The 15,040-nt window shown below is 44.1% G+C and carries 10 protein-coding genes; 4 read left to right on the top strand and 6 right to left on the bottom strand.

Going from position 1 to position 15,040, the window contains the following annotated elements; translation table 11 throughout:
- Positions 1 to 213: 213 nt before the first annotated feature.
- Positions 214 to 2,103: a S8 family peptidase gene (locus tag L5M18_RS00535; protein WP_263195687.1), complete on the top strand. Its 1,890-nt coding sequence runs from the start codon at positions 214 to 216 to the stop codon at positions 2,101 to 2,103.
- A 109-nt stretch (positions 2,104 to 2,212) separates the two neighbouring features.
- Here the strand turns inward: L5M18_RS00535 and L5M18_RS00530 are convergent, their stop codons facing one another.
- The gene (locus tag L5M18_RS00530) at positions 2,213 to 2,746 is read right to left on the bottom strand and encodes an SCP2 domain-containing protein (protein WP_105251724.1); all 534 of its coding nucleotides are present in this window, start codon (positions 2,744 to 2,746) and stop codon (positions 2,213 to 2,215) included.
- Positions 2,747 to 2,884: 138 nt separating this feature from the next.
- Between L5M18_RS00530 and L5M18_RS00525 the strand changes: the two genes are divergently transcribed.
- Positions 2,885 to 3,895 (top strand): peptidase U32 family protein, encoded by a 1,011-nt coding sequence (locus L5M18_RS00525; protein ID WP_263195686.1) that lies wholly within the window; start codon positions 2,885 to 2,887, stop codon positions 3,893 to 3,895.
- Between the two features lie 37 nt (positions 3,896 to 3,932).
- Positions 3,933 to 4,820, top strand: a complete 888-nt coding sequence (locus tag L5M18_RS00520) for a U32 family peptidase (protein ID WP_263195685.1) — start codon at positions 3,933 to 3,935, stop codon at positions 4,818 to 4,820.
- A gap of 36 nt (positions 4,821 to 4,856) precedes the next feature.
- Here the strand turns inward: L5M18_RS00520 and L5M18_RS00515 are convergent, their stop codons facing one another.
- Entirely contained in the window at positions 4,857 to 5,570 is a 714-nt protein-coding gene (locus tag L5M18_RS00515; protein ID WP_028761881.1) for a hypothetical protein, read from the bottom strand.
- A gap of 706 nt (positions 5,571 to 6,276) precedes the next feature.
- On the opposite strand from L5M18_RS00515, the gene L5M18_RS00510 reads away from it, so the two are divergent.
- Positions 6,277 to 7,635 (top strand): YjiH family protein, encoded by a 1,359-nt coding sequence (locus L5M18_RS00510; protein ID WP_131523258.1) that lies wholly within the window; start codon positions 6,277 to 6,279, stop codon positions 7,633 to 7,635.
- A 368-nt stretch (positions 7,636 to 8,003) separates the two neighbouring features.
- Here the strand turns inward: L5M18_RS00510 and L5M18_RS00505 are convergent, their stop codons facing one another.
- The 4 genes from L5M18_RS00505 to L5M18_RS00490 form a co-directional block, all read right to left on the bottom strand.
- The gene (locus L5M18_RS00505) at positions 8,004 to 11,132 is read right to left on the bottom strand and encodes an HsdR family type I site-specific deoxyribonuclease (protein ID WP_263180442.1); all 3,129 of its coding nucleotides are present in this window, start codon (positions 11,130 to 11,132) and stop codon (positions 8,004 to 8,006) included.
- Positions 11,133 to 11,195: 63 nt separating this feature from the next.
- A complete protein-coding gene (locus tag L5M18_RS00500; RefSeq protein ID WP_263180443.1) occupies positions 11,196 to 12,197 on the bottom strand; it encodes a Fic family protein in 1,002 nt (333 codons plus the stop codon).
- Positions 12,197 to 13,450 carry a restriction endonuclease subunit S gene (locus tag L5M18_RS00495; RefSeq protein WP_263195684.1) on the bottom strand — a complete coding sequence of 418 codons (1,254 nt, stop codon included), beginning with the start codon at positions 13,448 to 13,450 and terminating at the stop codon, positions 12,197 to 12,199. The genes L5M18_RS00500 and L5M18_RS00495 overlap by 1 nt, the downstream gene beginning before the upstream one ends.
- Positions 13,447 to 15,018, bottom strand: a complete 1,572-nt coding sequence (locus L5M18_RS00490) for a type I restriction-modification system subunit M (protein ID WP_263195683.1) — start codon at positions 15,016 to 15,018, stop codon at positions 13,447 to 13,449. Before L5M18_RS00490 ends, L5M18_RS00495 begins: the two co-directional genes overlap by 4 nt.
- Positions 15,019 to 15,040: the final 22 nt, after the last annotated feature.

Below are 15,040 nucleotides of genomic sequence, written 5' to 3'. Positions count from 1 at the left end.
TAGACTAATAGTTATTATTTTGACGCTTATTTGTACACCTCACTCTTTAGCTAAGTAAAAAGTCACCCACGGTCAAATTGTAAATCAAGTGTTACATTTTAACCTTATGAATTAGGTATACCTTAATCATCAAACTGGGCAGGTTGAAAATACCTTCTACATTGAATTATGTCTCGAAGTCCGTGGAGACATAAAAAGAAAATGGAGTTCAACATGCATAAGAAACATTTAATTGCAGTCGCGGTCGCAACTGGACTTGCTTACTTCCCTGTTAACGCTAATGAATACCAAGCGAGTATGGTAAGTGTCCCGCAATCTAAAGCCATCAAAGATACTTACATTGTTGTATTCAATACCCCAAGCGTTCTTAATCTAAGTAATAACAACACCATAGCTGAATTCGCGACGAAACAAGCCGAGAGTTTAGTCAACCAATATGATGTCACTGTGATGAAAAACTTTGGCAATGTGCTCAATGGTGTACTCATCAAGGCCAGCGCCCAACAGATTAAAGCACTGCGTAAAGATCCAAATGTGAAATACATAGAACAAGATCAAATCATGTCAGTAACGCCTATGGTTGAAGCCAATGCCAATCAACCGAGTCCGACCTGGGGCATAGACAGAATCGATCAACGAAACTTGCCATTGGATAGTAACTATCACACGGATTTCGACGGCTCTGGTGTAACCGCCTTTGTGATCGATACTGGCGTGCTTAATACTCACAATGAGTTTGGTGGTCGCGCCAGCAGTGGCTATGATTTTGTGGATAATGATTACGATGCGACTGACTGTAACGGCCATGGTACCCATGTGGCAGGAACTGTTGGCGGTGCTACCTACGGTGTGGCTAAAAACGTCAATCTTGTGGGCGTCAGAGTACTCAACTGTTCAGGTTCAGGCAGTAACTCTGGCGTGATTGCAGGGATAAACTGGGTGAAAAACAATGCTTCCGGCCCCGCCGTCGCAAACATGAGTTTAGGAGGCGGCGCCTCCCAAGCAACTGATGATGCAGTCAATGCCGCAGTTGCCGCAGGGGTCACTTTCATAGTGGCGGCGGGTAACGACAACAGCAGCGCCTGTAATTACTCACCCGCACGGGCGGTAAATGCCATCACGGTTGGTTCAACCACCAGTAACGATTCCCGCTCGAGTTTTTCTAACTTCGGGACTTGCCTTGATATCTATGCGCCAGGTTCGAGCATTACGTCCGCTTGGTATAACTCGAATTCAGCGACTAATACCATAAGTGGTACCTCAATGGCAGCCCCACATGTGGCAGGCGTTGCCGCATTATACTTAGATGAAAATCCAAATCTCTCTCCCGCACAGGTGACAAACTTACTTACGACGCGCGCCACGTCAAATAAAGTTACAGACGCGAAAACAGGTTCACCCAATAAATTACTCTTTTCACTCGCAGGCGATGATGGTGGCTGTGGCAATAATTGTCCCGTCGATGAAACACCACTGCAAAATAATGTGGGTGTCGCAATCAGTGGTGCCACAGGTTCTGCGACGTATTACTACATCGATGTCCCAGTCAATGCGGCAAGTTTAGGGATCAATCTAGCGGGTGGTTCTGGTGATGCGGATATTTATGTCAGCCAAGGGCAAAAACCGACGACAACAAGCTACCAATGCCGCCCCTATCAAAATGGCAACAACGAGAGCTGTAATTTCACCACACCTACGGCGGGTCGGTGGTATGTGATGGTGCAAGGCTATAATAATTACGCCAATGCCCAACTGACAGCCAGCTATAACCTGAATGGTGGCGGAAGCTGCACCGATGCAAACTGCTTAACCAATGGCGTACCTGTCACGAATTTAAGCGGGGCAACGGCAACAGAGAAACTGTATAAGATAGTGGTTCCTGCCAATAGCCAACTCAACATTGCCACCAGTGGCGGAACTGGAGATGTAGACCTGTATGTTAAAGCAGGTACAGCCCCGACGACTACCAGCTATGATTGCCGTCCCTATAAAAACGGGAACAATGAAAGCTGTTCGATTACCGTGACTCAAGCGGGAACTTACCATGTGATGTTACGCGCTTATTCGAGCTACTCGGGACTACAACTGAGTGCAAGCTACTAACTCATTGGCCAAACCATATAATAAAGTTTAAATAAAAATAAGCCCACTAAGATAACAACTTAGCGGGCTTCTTTATGGAATTAGCAGTGTGTAGTCTCACTAAATAACGTTAAAAGCTTGGTGATTTGGCGAGAATAATTGTCGGTTTCGCTTCAATTTGCAGACGCTCAATCACAGCGGCAAGCTTTTCAACACTAAGACGAATTGGGGCTGGCATACTGGCAAATTCGATACTTAACAGCAGGTTTTTCACTTCGAGTCCTAATTCAGTATCACCTTGAATACTCAGCTTACGCTGGAAGAATAGCGTGTCGGGATCTTCCTTCGCCGCCGCCACTAACACTAGCTCAGCAGAGTTGGCACTGAAGGTCACCTGCGCATTGGTGAGCTCTCTGACTTGCCACTTGCCATTAAAACTGACTTCGAAGGCTAAGTTTATATCTTCCACTCGAATCGCGACCCATTTATCCGTCAAAAATCCAAGCTCATCGCCAGCAGCTTGCTCGGCAAGTAAGAGTTCAAGCAATTGGCTGATGGCTTTTGCTTTGAGGCTAAACGGCATCTTAGCAAGGGGAAAGCCGATGGCTTTTGGGGTGAACTCTAAAAGTTGCTGAGCAAATTTTGCGAAAAAAACAGCGGACATAGCGGGAACCCTACAAGAATAAAACATGATATATCCCAGTTTATCGGGATTTTATGATCTTAAACCTGTTTTAAATCAATTCATCGCCATTCAATCTTACCTACACTCAGCGGCTATCATTTTATCGGGAGCATCACTATGGAGCTGTTGTGTCCAGCAGGAAATCTGGCCTCGCTAAAGTCGGCATTACATGCCGGAGCCGACGCTGTGTATCTAGGGTTAAAAGACGACACCAACGCGCGCTCGTTTGCAGGATTAAACTTCACCCCCACAAAATTGCAAGAAGCCACTGAGCTGACGCAAAAGCACGGCAAAAAAATCTTTTTGACCTTAAATACTTTTCCAAAGCCCGGTGAAGAGCATCGTTGGTATCAAGCTATCGATTTAGCGGCAAAACTGGGTATGGATGCATTAATTGTCGCCGATCTTTCTTTACTCGATTATGCCCATAGGCACTATCCAAACCTGCCACTGCATTTATCGGTGCAGGCCAGTGCAACCAATCTGGGTGCGCTGAGCTTTTATAAGGAAGCCTTTAACATCGCCCGAGTAGTATTGCCACGGGTGTTATCCATGAAACAAGTACGGGATCTTGCTAAAGTCAGCCCTGTGGATTTGGAAGTATTCGCCTTTGGTAGTCTGTGCATTATGGCCGAAGGGCGTTGCCAGCTGTCATCCTATGTAACGGGCCAATCGCCCAACACAGGTGGATCTTGTTCACCAGCAAAACACGTACGCTGGCAAGAAGAAGGACAGAACAGATTAACCCGGCTCAACGATGTGTTAATTGATAAATCGGCCCTCGACGAACAAATGGGTTATCCCGTGGTATGCAAAGGCCGTTACATCACAGCAGATCAAGATTCGCCGCAATATTTACTCGAATCACCAACCAGTTTGAATACCTTAAGCTTACTTCCAGAGCTAGCCAAAGCTGGCATAGTGTCGCTGAAAATCGAAGGACGTCAACGCAGCCCCGCCTATGTTGAACAAGTCACTCGAGTATGGCGTCAGGCCATAGACACCTATCTAAATAATCCAGCGCTGTACTCACAAAGCCAAAATCAACCCCATTGGGAACAAGCCCTAGCGAAAGTATCCGAGGGTCAGATCACTACGCTTGGCGCCTACGAGCGCGATTGGCAATAAAAGGTAAATAGAGAGCAAGATTGACAAAGGACACCTTATGAAGATTTCCCTAGGACCACTGTTGTATTGCTGGCAGAAACAGCAAGTCGCTGACTTTTACCAGCAAGTCGCCGCCAGTCAAATTCCCTTAGTGTATTTAGGTGAGGCGGTTTGTAGCCGCAGACGCGAACTCAAGTGGGGCGATTATCTAGAGCTGGCGCAAATGCTCAAGCAGGCGGGTAAAGAAGTCGTGCTTTCAACGCTGGCCTTAATCGAAGCGCCATCTGAATATACTGAGCTCAAACGCCAGGTCGATAACGGTGAATTTATCGTCGAAGCAAACGATATGGCGGCAGTGTATCTTGCTAAAGAGCGTAATTTGCCCTTTGTCTGCGGCGCGAGTATCAATAACTACAATCGTGCCAGTTTAGACATTTTGCAGCGGTTTGGAATGCAAAGATTTGTGATGCCAGTGGAGCTATCTAAGGCTTGGTTACAACAAGTAATTCAAGAGCAGCCATCATTTGAGGTGGAAGTGCTCGGCCACGGCTATTTACCACTCGCCCATTCGGCGCGCTGCTTTACCGCTAGGCACAAACAGCTCACGAAAGATCATTGCGAAACGGTATGCCGTGAATACAGTAAAGGACTACTCGCGCAAACCCAAGAGCAGCAACCTTTACTCAGGCTCAATGGAATTCAAACCCAATCCGCTAGCTGTTTAGATTTACGCAGTGAAATAGCGGCAATGACACAAATAGGGGTCGATGTGTTTCGAGTATCACCCAGTAGTCTTGACTGCATCACTAAAGCCAATACTTTGGTCGATACGATTCAAGCGACTAAAAATGTTCAGGATTTTTCGATGAATAGCAATCTTGGTATAACCCAGTGCAACGGTTATTGGTTTGGTGAAGCGGGCCTTGCTGTGCATGTGAATCCATAGCCTAGAGCTGAAGATAAGTCTAAATTCAAAGATAACTCAGCCAATGATTTTGGGATCTTGGCTGAAGCTTAACTGGCTAAAAAGCAGCACACTTGTCCAGCACAATAAACTTCCCAGTCCAATCCATTCTAGTAGGGCTGGCCACCACAAAGTAGGACGCGGCAGTTGCAATACCATCTCCTGATAAAACGGTCTATCACCTTCGGTCAAACCTAAATTGAGCTGTGGTGCATACAGAAACGTCAACATGCTACATAAGACTATTAACGCCAACAACCCAGTCCAACGGCCAAAGTTAGACTTGCCGAAACAGACCAAGGCTAAGTAGAAGATCGCACTCAAACTCCCCAGATAGAAAAACCATTTCAGCCCAAGAACATGCAAGTGATACACGTTCACCGGAAATAATCCCACGCTCGCTAAAGCCAGAAAAGTGAGAGCCAAACTGATAAAGAAAGGGTATCCCCAGCAAGAAGTCACCTGCTGCAAAGAAGACAAACAATAGAAAACGAGGCTTAAACTGCCAAAAAACAATCCACCGTTAAGAATAACAGCGAAAGACGAATGACCATAAGTCCCTAATTCACTTAGGGTGTGATTCAAAAAGTTGAAGCGATGGAATTCAGAATCATCGAACCCCAAAACAGTAATAACAATGCCAATTAAAAGCCCAAAGATCCCCAAAAAACCAAACTTAATGGCCAGTGTTGAGCCGCCTTTAATCGTAACCTTCTGTACTTTTGCGATCATGAATACTAGAGCTGGATGGGAGTAATACTAACTTACATGGAAATGAGAAGATTTAAAGCGGCGGGTATCCGCTTTATGAATAATATTTTTACTTTCATCGTTATTTGCGACTTTTTAGTCAATCACAAAAGCATCAAGATAATGGAGAAGGTCACTTTTAGAGATAGGTCGATTTAAAGGCTTATCGCATAAAAATGTGTCCTAGTGCCCAAGACTCCTTAACATTACCGCGATATGCACAACAGGTTCTCGCCAACGCTATATAGCCAGAGTTATCTCTATTGCACTTTCAAATCGAACAGAAAACCAGCCAACATGGCAGTAGCGCTAAAGTTGCTGATGTTTTTTTGTGCAGAAATAACATCTAGATAGTTTCACACACATCAGTAAACAAGTAATTAACCAGTCGTTAACCCACCTAAGATAATTGATGGTAAAACCATGTTTAATAATGCTTTTATAGTAACACAAGCCAATGTAACCACTCTTAATTTATCGACAACTGAAGTAAAATAACTATGCTGTTTTGCTGCTTATATCAAACTAACTAGCGAATCGTTTTACATAGAGAAGCTAAGCGAGTAATCTTCCCCATTCTCGTTTTTGAGTTGAATTTAAATGCACCTTAATTAGCGTCGACAGCTTGTTACGTGCGGCTATTTATTCAAATTTACCATGTACGACTCGTACTTTAAGGTGTACAACATTGGCTACTGAAAATAAAAACCGAAACATTAAGACGATACTCACCTTTATCGTCCCTTCGCTGATTGGTCTGTTGTTATTTATGACCCCTATCAGCTACAACGATGCGATCACAATTCCTATCGCTATCATATCTAAAGCACTGCAAGGCGCATTGAGCGGTGTGCTAACCCTCATAGTGACTATTATTGTTGTGACTACGGCGCTGGCCTCTTTACTGTCAAAAGTGTTTAAGCCCACATTTGTTAGCCAAAATCACTTCCTTAATGGTTTATTGAATGTCAGCCCTATGTGGTTGACGACTCGGATCTTAGGTGCAGTGTTTATCGTACTGACTTACTTAGGTTTAGGTCCAGAGATCATCAACTCCTCGAGCACTGGCGCATTAGTCTTAAACGACTTATTACCTGTGTTGTTCTCAGTATTTATCTTTGCGGGTATGTTACTGCCGCTGCTGCTGAACTTCGGCCTACTCGAGCTCTTTGGCACACTCTTAACGAAAGTCATGCGTCCCGTGTTCAATCTACCGGGTCGTAGCGCTATCGATTGTATGGCCTCATGGTTAGGTGATGGCAGTGTCGGCATTTTGCTGACCAGCAAACAATACGAAGCCCGTTTTTATACCCAGAGAGAAGCCGCAGTTATTGGTACAACCTTCTCGGCGGTATCGATTACCTTCAGCTTAGTGGTGATTTCACAAGTTAAGTTAGAGCATATGTTTGTGCCCTTTTATTTGACTGTGTGCCTCGCGGGTTTTGCCGCCGCTGTGATTGTGCCTAAGTTGCCACCATTATCGTGGAAGAAAGACAACTACATAGATGACACACCACGCATGCCAGATGATGAGCTGATCCCAGCAGGACATGGCGCCTTATCTTGGGGCTTTGATAAAGCCTTAGAAAAAGCCGCCAGTGCTGGTGGCATAAAAGCGGTCTTAAATGAAGGTATTAAAAACGTTGTCGATATGGTGTTTGGTATTATCCCTGTGGTAATGGCCATTGGTACGCTGGCACTGATTATTGCCGAGCACACGCCCATCTTTAACTATCTTGGTATGCCGTTTATTCCATTACTCGAATTACTGCATATTCCAGAAGCCACTGAAGCCTCTAAAACAATCGTAGTCGGTTTTGCGGATATGTTTATTCCGTCAATCCTTGCCAGCTCAATTGAATCAGATATGACCCGCTTTGTAATTGCAGCCTTATCTGTGACTCAGTTGATCTATATGAGTGAAGTCGGTGCACTGCTTATCGGCAGTAAAATTCCCGTCAACTTCGTTGAGCTTTTCGTAGTATTTATTCTACGCACCTTAGTGACACTGCCTGTTATCGCAGGTGTAGCGCATTTATTGTTCTAACATTACGCTAGTTTGGGCCTAACGTAGGTTTTAATGTAAGTCCAACAAGCGTTCCAAAAAAGGGGAGTCAGATTAACTGACTCCCCTTTTTGCACTAACTCATACACGAACTGGCTGATTTGATTATATAGCGTGACTTAATCGTACAATCTCCACTCGACACCACACAACTCACTTTTGGACAGAAATCATTTAGTAGCTTTATTTATTAGCTCCATTTGTGGGCCAATGACCTATCCAGAAAATGCATAATAATTAAACTAATTTGAATATTCATATCTGCTATCTCGAAAAAAAACAGCACTAATTTAAAAATATCGAGCTCTTTTCATCAAGCATTAACTACGTGAAAAGAGCTCTTCATATCACTACAACTGCCCACCCACACCTTTGAATTTTTCAACAAAAGCGGCAATTTTCTGAAAAACCGTTTGCTTCTGGGTTCGGTACTGTGGGTTCAATGGGCTAAGTTTGGGCAGTGCCTCATTAAGTGCTGTGCCATTTTCAGAGGCGTACTCACGTTTGAGTGATGACGCAATATAGCGTTTGGCAGCATCGATATTGAGCTTTTCAGAGGCAATAATGGCATCGGCTTCGCGCTTCTGCTCCGCCTGGGCGAATTTGAAGAAAGCGTCGATAATGCTGGCTTTGTCATTGATCTCATCTAGGTTTGTCTGGTTAATAAAATCAACCACCAAGCTCTCTTTCGCTCTATTGCCAAGGCTACCGCGGATCATACGACGAACTTCTTCAATCAAGCCTTCTTTGCTCTTGTTCTTCTTATTGTGATCAAAAATCAGTTCAAGAATGTAATCGAGGTTGATTTCTTGCGATTTAAGCAAATCAATTTCAAAGACCACATCGTCCCAGTCTACCGTTGACTTATCTTTATCCTGACCTTCTTTATCGCGTCGCAACCAGTCGCGGGTATCGTTGTAGGTAGAGCGATAATCTTGGATAGCACGTTCGCTCGGCATATCGATGGTTTGCATTGCCTCGATGTCAGCATCGTCCAGATAGTACTTTGACTTAAACTCTTCAACAGCTTGTTCATCACTGGTATCTAAGCTTTGCAGTGCTTTTAATCCAGCAAACTCATCGTAGTTTTGTAGAATATTTTCTGCTTTTAGGTATTCACCAAACAGCTTGGCAAATTCTTTTTTATCTTGTTCTTTTTCAATATTTTCTGGGTTTGGAAAACGTTCTTGCAGCTCTTTGACGATATCAACAAAACCTCGACGAGCTTGGCCAGTAGCAATATCGTTAAAGCCTTCCATGTATTCTTTGTAGCTCTTCTCCAACACCACGTTTTTGGTGTTTTTGTCACCAAACAAGGTGATAGCATCGATGGTTGCCTGCTCCAAATCACGGAAGGTAACAATATTGCCAAAGGTCTTCGTCGCATCATAAATGCGGTTAGTGCGAGAAAATGCCTGCATCAAGCCGTGATAGCGCAAATTCTTATCAACAAACAGGGTATTAAGCGTAGGCGCATCAAAGCCCGTTAAAAACATCCCCACCACTATGAGCAGATCTATTTCTTGATTCTTCACGCGCTGAGCAAGGTCACGGTAGTAGTTCTGAAAGCCATTACTGTCCACGCCATAGTTAGATTTAAACATGGCGTTGTAATCTTTAATCGCGGCGCTCAAAAACTCTTTTGCGCTGCTGTTCATGGCACTGACTTCAAAACTCTCATCTAAAATATCACCAATGGCGTCCTGCTCTTCATTGGCAGCAAATGAGAAGATAGTTGCAATGCGCAGAGGTTTACTTGTAGGTCCATTCTCAGCCTCGGCCTGCAATGTTTTGAAGGTTTCATAGTAGGCTTTCGCCGCATCAACACTACTGACCGCAAACATGGCGTTAAACCCTTTGGCGCCAGAATAGGCTCGATGTGTTTTCTGGTTAAAATGGCTCAGAATATACTGCGAGATTTCACCAATGCGCATTGGATGTAAGAAGGCTTTCTTATTCTCCGCCGCACTAAGCTTCTTATCATCCTGCTCAGTCTCAATGCTCTTAAATTGCGGACGAACATCGTTATAGTCCACTTTGAACTTGAGTACTTTTTCATCACGAATGGCATCGGTGATCACATACGTGTGCAACTGCTGGCCAAACACGCTACCCGTGGTTTCTGCGCCCAGTGCATTTTCTGGGAAAATGGGCGTACCTGTGAAGCCAAACTGGTAGTACTTTTTGAATTTCTTCTTCAGGTTTTTCTGCGCCTCACCGAACTGGCTTCGATGACACTCATCAAAAATAAAGACAACTTGCTTGTTGTATATAGCTAAATCGCTTTCGCTTTTGATTAAGTTGTTGAGCTTTTGGATTGTGGTGACGACAATCTTGTTATCGTCTTTATCCAGGTTACTCTTAAGTCCTGCGGTACTGTCTGAACCGTTCACACTATCAGGTGAGAACCGCTGATACTCTTTCATCGTCTGATAGTCGAGGTCTTTTCGGTCCACCACAAAGAAGACTTTATCGATACAGTCTAAATCGGTGGCCAAACGTGCCGCTTTAAAGCTAGTGAGTGTTTTACCTGAACCGGTAGTGTGCCAAATGTATCCACCGCTTTCCTTGTTTTGATTACTAGGAGAGCTCCAATTCTTAGCGTTCAAGGCGCTCTTAATCTTCCATAAAATGCGCTCAGTGGCCGCAATTTGGTAAGGGCGCATCACGAGCAAGGTATTGCTGACGTCAAACACAGAGTAACGCAAGATCACTTCAAGCAGCGTCTCTTTCTGGAAAAAGGTGGCGGTAAAGTCTTTTAAATCTTTGATCAGCGTATTGTCTGACTTCGCCCAGTTCATCGTAAAGTCGAAGCTGTTCTTGTCGCGCTTGGTGGTATTGGCAAAATAGCGCGTGTCGGTGCCATTAGAGATCACAAACAACTGCAAGAACTTGTACAACGAGTTCTCTGCATTAAAGCTCTCTTTGCTGTACCTATGAATTTGATTAAATGCCTCACGGATCGCCACACCACGCTTTTTCAGTTCGATTTGCACCAAAGGCAAACCATTGACCAAAATAGTCACATCGTAACGGTTAGCATGGCTTCCCGTTTGCTCAAACTGCTTAATGACCTGCACTTTGTTACGAGCAATGGTTTTCTTGTCGAACAGGTAGATATTTTCTATGTGGCCATCATCAAAGACAAAATCGAAAATATAGTCACTGTGCACCTTGCGAGTTTTATCAAGAATATTATCGCTGGGTGTGTTCAGGTATTGCTCGCAAAAGCGCGCCCATTCGGCATCGGTAAACTCGACCTTATTAAGGGCTTGTAGCTGCTTGCGCACATTCGCCATCATGGCATCGGGTGTGGTTAAAGCAGGTAGGTATTCATAACCTTGATTAGTTAAGTCCTGAATAAGCTCGCGCTCTAAGTCAGCTTCACTCTGAAAGCTTTCGTTAACCTGCCATTCTTTAGTGTATTTATCTAAAACAATGTAATTATTGGACTCTGCAACCGTTTTATACGTCGTCATACGTTTACATCCTTTTTTGTTAGCCGTGGTGTTTTCCAAAATGGAAATAGCCACCGCATCGCATTATTCAGTGACTTGCCAATGGCCGGTTTTATCTGAACCTACCCGAGTTAACCTGCCTTCTTTTTGTAGTTTGCTAATGGCGCGGCCAATGGTTCTCACGTCTTTATTTAAGGTATCAGCGAGTTGTTGTCGGGTTAGCTCGGGCGTGTTACTGAGTAATGCCAAAATAGCCTCAGGCGTTTTAAGGCCCGTTACATTGATAAGGGTATTTACAGGGGCGTTTTCACCTTCTTTTACAGGGGCGTTTACAGAGGCGTTTTGCGCCAGCGTTTGCTGAATAACCGACAACATAAAATGAATAAACGGCGTACTGTCTGCTTGGTTATCGGCCTGCTCAAGGGCGTGATAATAGGCTTGCTGATGGTCTTTAATCACACTTTCTAGCGGCAAGGATAGAAACAACGGATGCCACTTGGACAAAATCAGCGTTTGCCATAACCGCCCCATTCGGCCGTTACCATCGGCAAAGGGGTGAATAAACTCAAATTCGTAATGAAATACACAACTGGCGATCAATGGGTGGTCTTTTGTTTGCTTAAGCCATTGGAGTAAATCAGCCATTAAACCAGATACTTGATGGGCAGGCGGCGCAACATGGTGCACCACACCACCTTTATGGATACCCACGCCTTTACTGCGAAACTCACCGGCATTTACAAGAACATCTGACAGCATTAAACCGTGAGCCGTGAGTAAATCGGAAATCTCGCTGGGTGTGAATGCAGGCAGTGCATCATAAGCGGCAATCGCGCCTTTTACCTCGGCCAGCTCACGCACGCTGCCGAGCACGGGCTTACCCTCAACAATGGCGGTAATTTGTTCTTCAGTTAAGCTATTGCCTTCAATCGCCAGCGTGCCGGTAATGGTTTTAATGCGGTTTTGCTTGCGCAGTTGCGGCGAGGCATTGAGCTGGCTGGCATTTAACTCACCCACCTGCTGGCTGATTTGTGCCACCAAGTTCAAAATATCGCTGGTGATGGTAAAAGGTGGTTGGTAGGCCATTAAGCTGCCTCATCTGAATGAGGTTTAGGGAAGCTCAGCAGCAAATCTCGGTAATATTCGTATTGCTTCTGGCGCAGCTCGATTTCGCGGGGCAGACCTTCGGTAATGGAGCTCGTTAGAGTGTCAAATTTGTCGAGAATAGTAACGATTCGTTCTTGTTCCGAAAGAGATTTTTCTCTATTGCTAGCAAATGGAATAGGAACCAAATACTCCATGATTTTTGGCTTATTTCCTCGTGGCATTTTTGCGCCTTTTGCATGTTGCATGTTGTATTCAAAAAACTTGTCATCAGCTAAAACTTGATACAAATATCGTGGATTTATAGCTGTATCAGTCGTCTGAACAACAAGAACATCGCCATTCGTGCCGCCAACTCGATCTGCATGCCATATCTTCTTCAAATAAGGACGTATATTCCCAATTAAGATATCATCAGGATTGTATTGTGTAAGATTTCCACTATCAGGGGTTCGAGTGGAGTCTATTTTACCAGCTCGATTCTGAAGTAAGCTTTCAACACCAACGTAATTGCTGTCATCTAGTTCTGTGTAACTAATACGAGCCTTTGAATACTCGGCTATTTCACTCAAAGCCCTCCACTCAACTTCACCCTCTTCAAAACTCAACAACTTGTCGCGGTAGTAGTTGTATTGTTTTTTCCGCATGTTAAGTTCGGCGGTCAGCTCGGCGGTCATGGCGGTAAATGCGTCCAGAATACGCACTATTTCAGCTTGTATTGCCAGCGATTTTTCTGGGTTGTTTGGGCATGGAATTGGGAAAGGATATTTTTTAAATCCATCCATATCAACAGATGCAAAGCTAGACATGGTTGTGTTTTTTTTACACCAATCCGCCAACATAAAGCAGTAGTAGAAAATAAACTTGTTGTTAAATGTGTCTTTATATACTGGCTTTAAACTTAAATTAGTAAATCTCTGATTTGCTAAAAATGGAACACGAATCAAAGCGTGCTCTCCAATAGTTGCTGATGTGGCAATTATTATTGAATTTTCAGGAAATAGCTTTCCACCTTTGATTGCACTCTCTGAGACTTTCTGTAGCGATTCATCCAGAATTTGACCATTTTCTCGGATGTCGTCCATTCTAAACCATGGAACAGTTCCATTTTCCCAGAATTCTTTTTTTGATTTTGATGGTGTATATCCATTTTTAAGCTGAAAAACATCAGCTAACTTTTTCCACTCAACCTCAACCCCATCTAGCAGTTTTTCCATGTAACTCAAATGATTCATGCTTCAAGCTCCTCACCTTCAATCTTTGCAACAATGGCATCAATATCACTGCGAAGCGCATCAATTTTAGCGACAGTGGTTTTAAGCTCTGCATTAAGCTCTGTAATGTTTGTAACTACGCGATTATCTTTGGCTTCCACATAACTGCTGACCGACAGGTTGTAGCTGTTGCCTGCGATAACATCGAAATCAACGGATTTGGCAAAGTGATCCACGTCCTCTTTGCTGGCAAACACCTTCATGATGGCTTCAATGTGCTCATTGCTTAGGGTGTTGTTATTGGTTTCTTTTTTAAACAAACCGCTGGCATCAATAAACTGGGTGGTGGTGTCAGTTTTGTGTTTCGACAGCACCAATATATTCACGGCAATGGTGGTGCCAAAGAACAGGTTAGGTGCCAGTGAAATCACGGTTTCAACATAGTTGTTATCAACCAAGTACTGGCGAATTTTTTGTTCAGCACCACCACGGTAGAAAATACCTGGGAAGCAAACAATCGCCGCTCGGCCTTTGCTTGATAAGTAACTAAGCGCATGCAGCACAAAGGCAAAGTCGGCTTTTGATTTAGGCGCGAGCACACCAGCGGGCGCAAAGCGATCGTCGTTGATTAGGGTTGGGTCGTCGCTACCAATCCAGTTAATCGAATAAGGCGGGTTAGAGACTATCGCATCAAAGGGTTTGTCATCGAGAAAATGCGGTTCGATTAAGGTATCGCCCAACTGAATATTAAACTTGTCGTAGTTAATGTTGTGCAAAAACATGTTCATACGCGCCAAGTTGTAGGTGGTGTGGTTGAGCTCTTGGCCAAAAAAACCATCTTCAATGATATGCGCATCAAAGTGCTTTTTAGCTTGTAACAGCAACGAGCCCGAACCCGCCGCCGGGTCATAGATTTTATTGACGCTGGTTTGGCCGTGCATGGCAAGTTGCGCGATCAATTTTGAGACGTGCTGAGGCGTGAAAAATTCGCCACCGGATTTGCCCGCATTTGCGGCATAGTTTGAAATAAGGAACTCGTAGGCGTCACCGAATAAATCAATCTGATTATTTTCAAAACCGCCTTCAAAATTACCGAAGGTTAAACCTGCCACGCCTTTTAACACGGCTGCCAAGCGTTTGTTTTTTGCCTCTACCGTATTACCCAGACGATTACTAGTGGTATCAAAATCTGCAAACAAGCCTTTGATGTCTTTTTCTGAATCATAGCCATTGGCTGAGTTTTCGATTGCAGCAAAAATTGCTGCCAAATCCGTATTTAAATTTTCGTTTTTGTGTGCATTAGCCGCTACATTGCTAAACAACTGGCTAGGGTAAAGAAAGTAGCCTTTGGTTTTAATGGCATCTTCTTTAGCAAACTTGATGTTTTCATCATCGTCAGACATGGCAGCATAATTAACGCTCTCATCTCCGCCTGTGATGTAGTTGACAAAGTTTTCACTGATAAAACGGTAAAACAGCGTACCCAGTACATATTGTTTAAAATCCCAGCCATCCACTGAGCCTCTTACATCGTTGGCAATCGCCCATATTTGGCGTTGAAGTTCGGCACGTTGTTGTAAACTTGTCATTATTAGAATTCCTGATCGTTCT

This window comes from Shewanella sp. SM20, assembly GCF_025654545.1.
Classification (GTDB): domain Bacteria; phylum Pseudomonadota; class Gammaproteobacteria; order Enterobacterales; family Shewanellaceae; genus Shewanella; species Shewanella oncorhynchi.
Note: the sequence above shows the minus strand (reverse complement) of the source record. Positions and strands in the feature narration are given on the sequence as shown.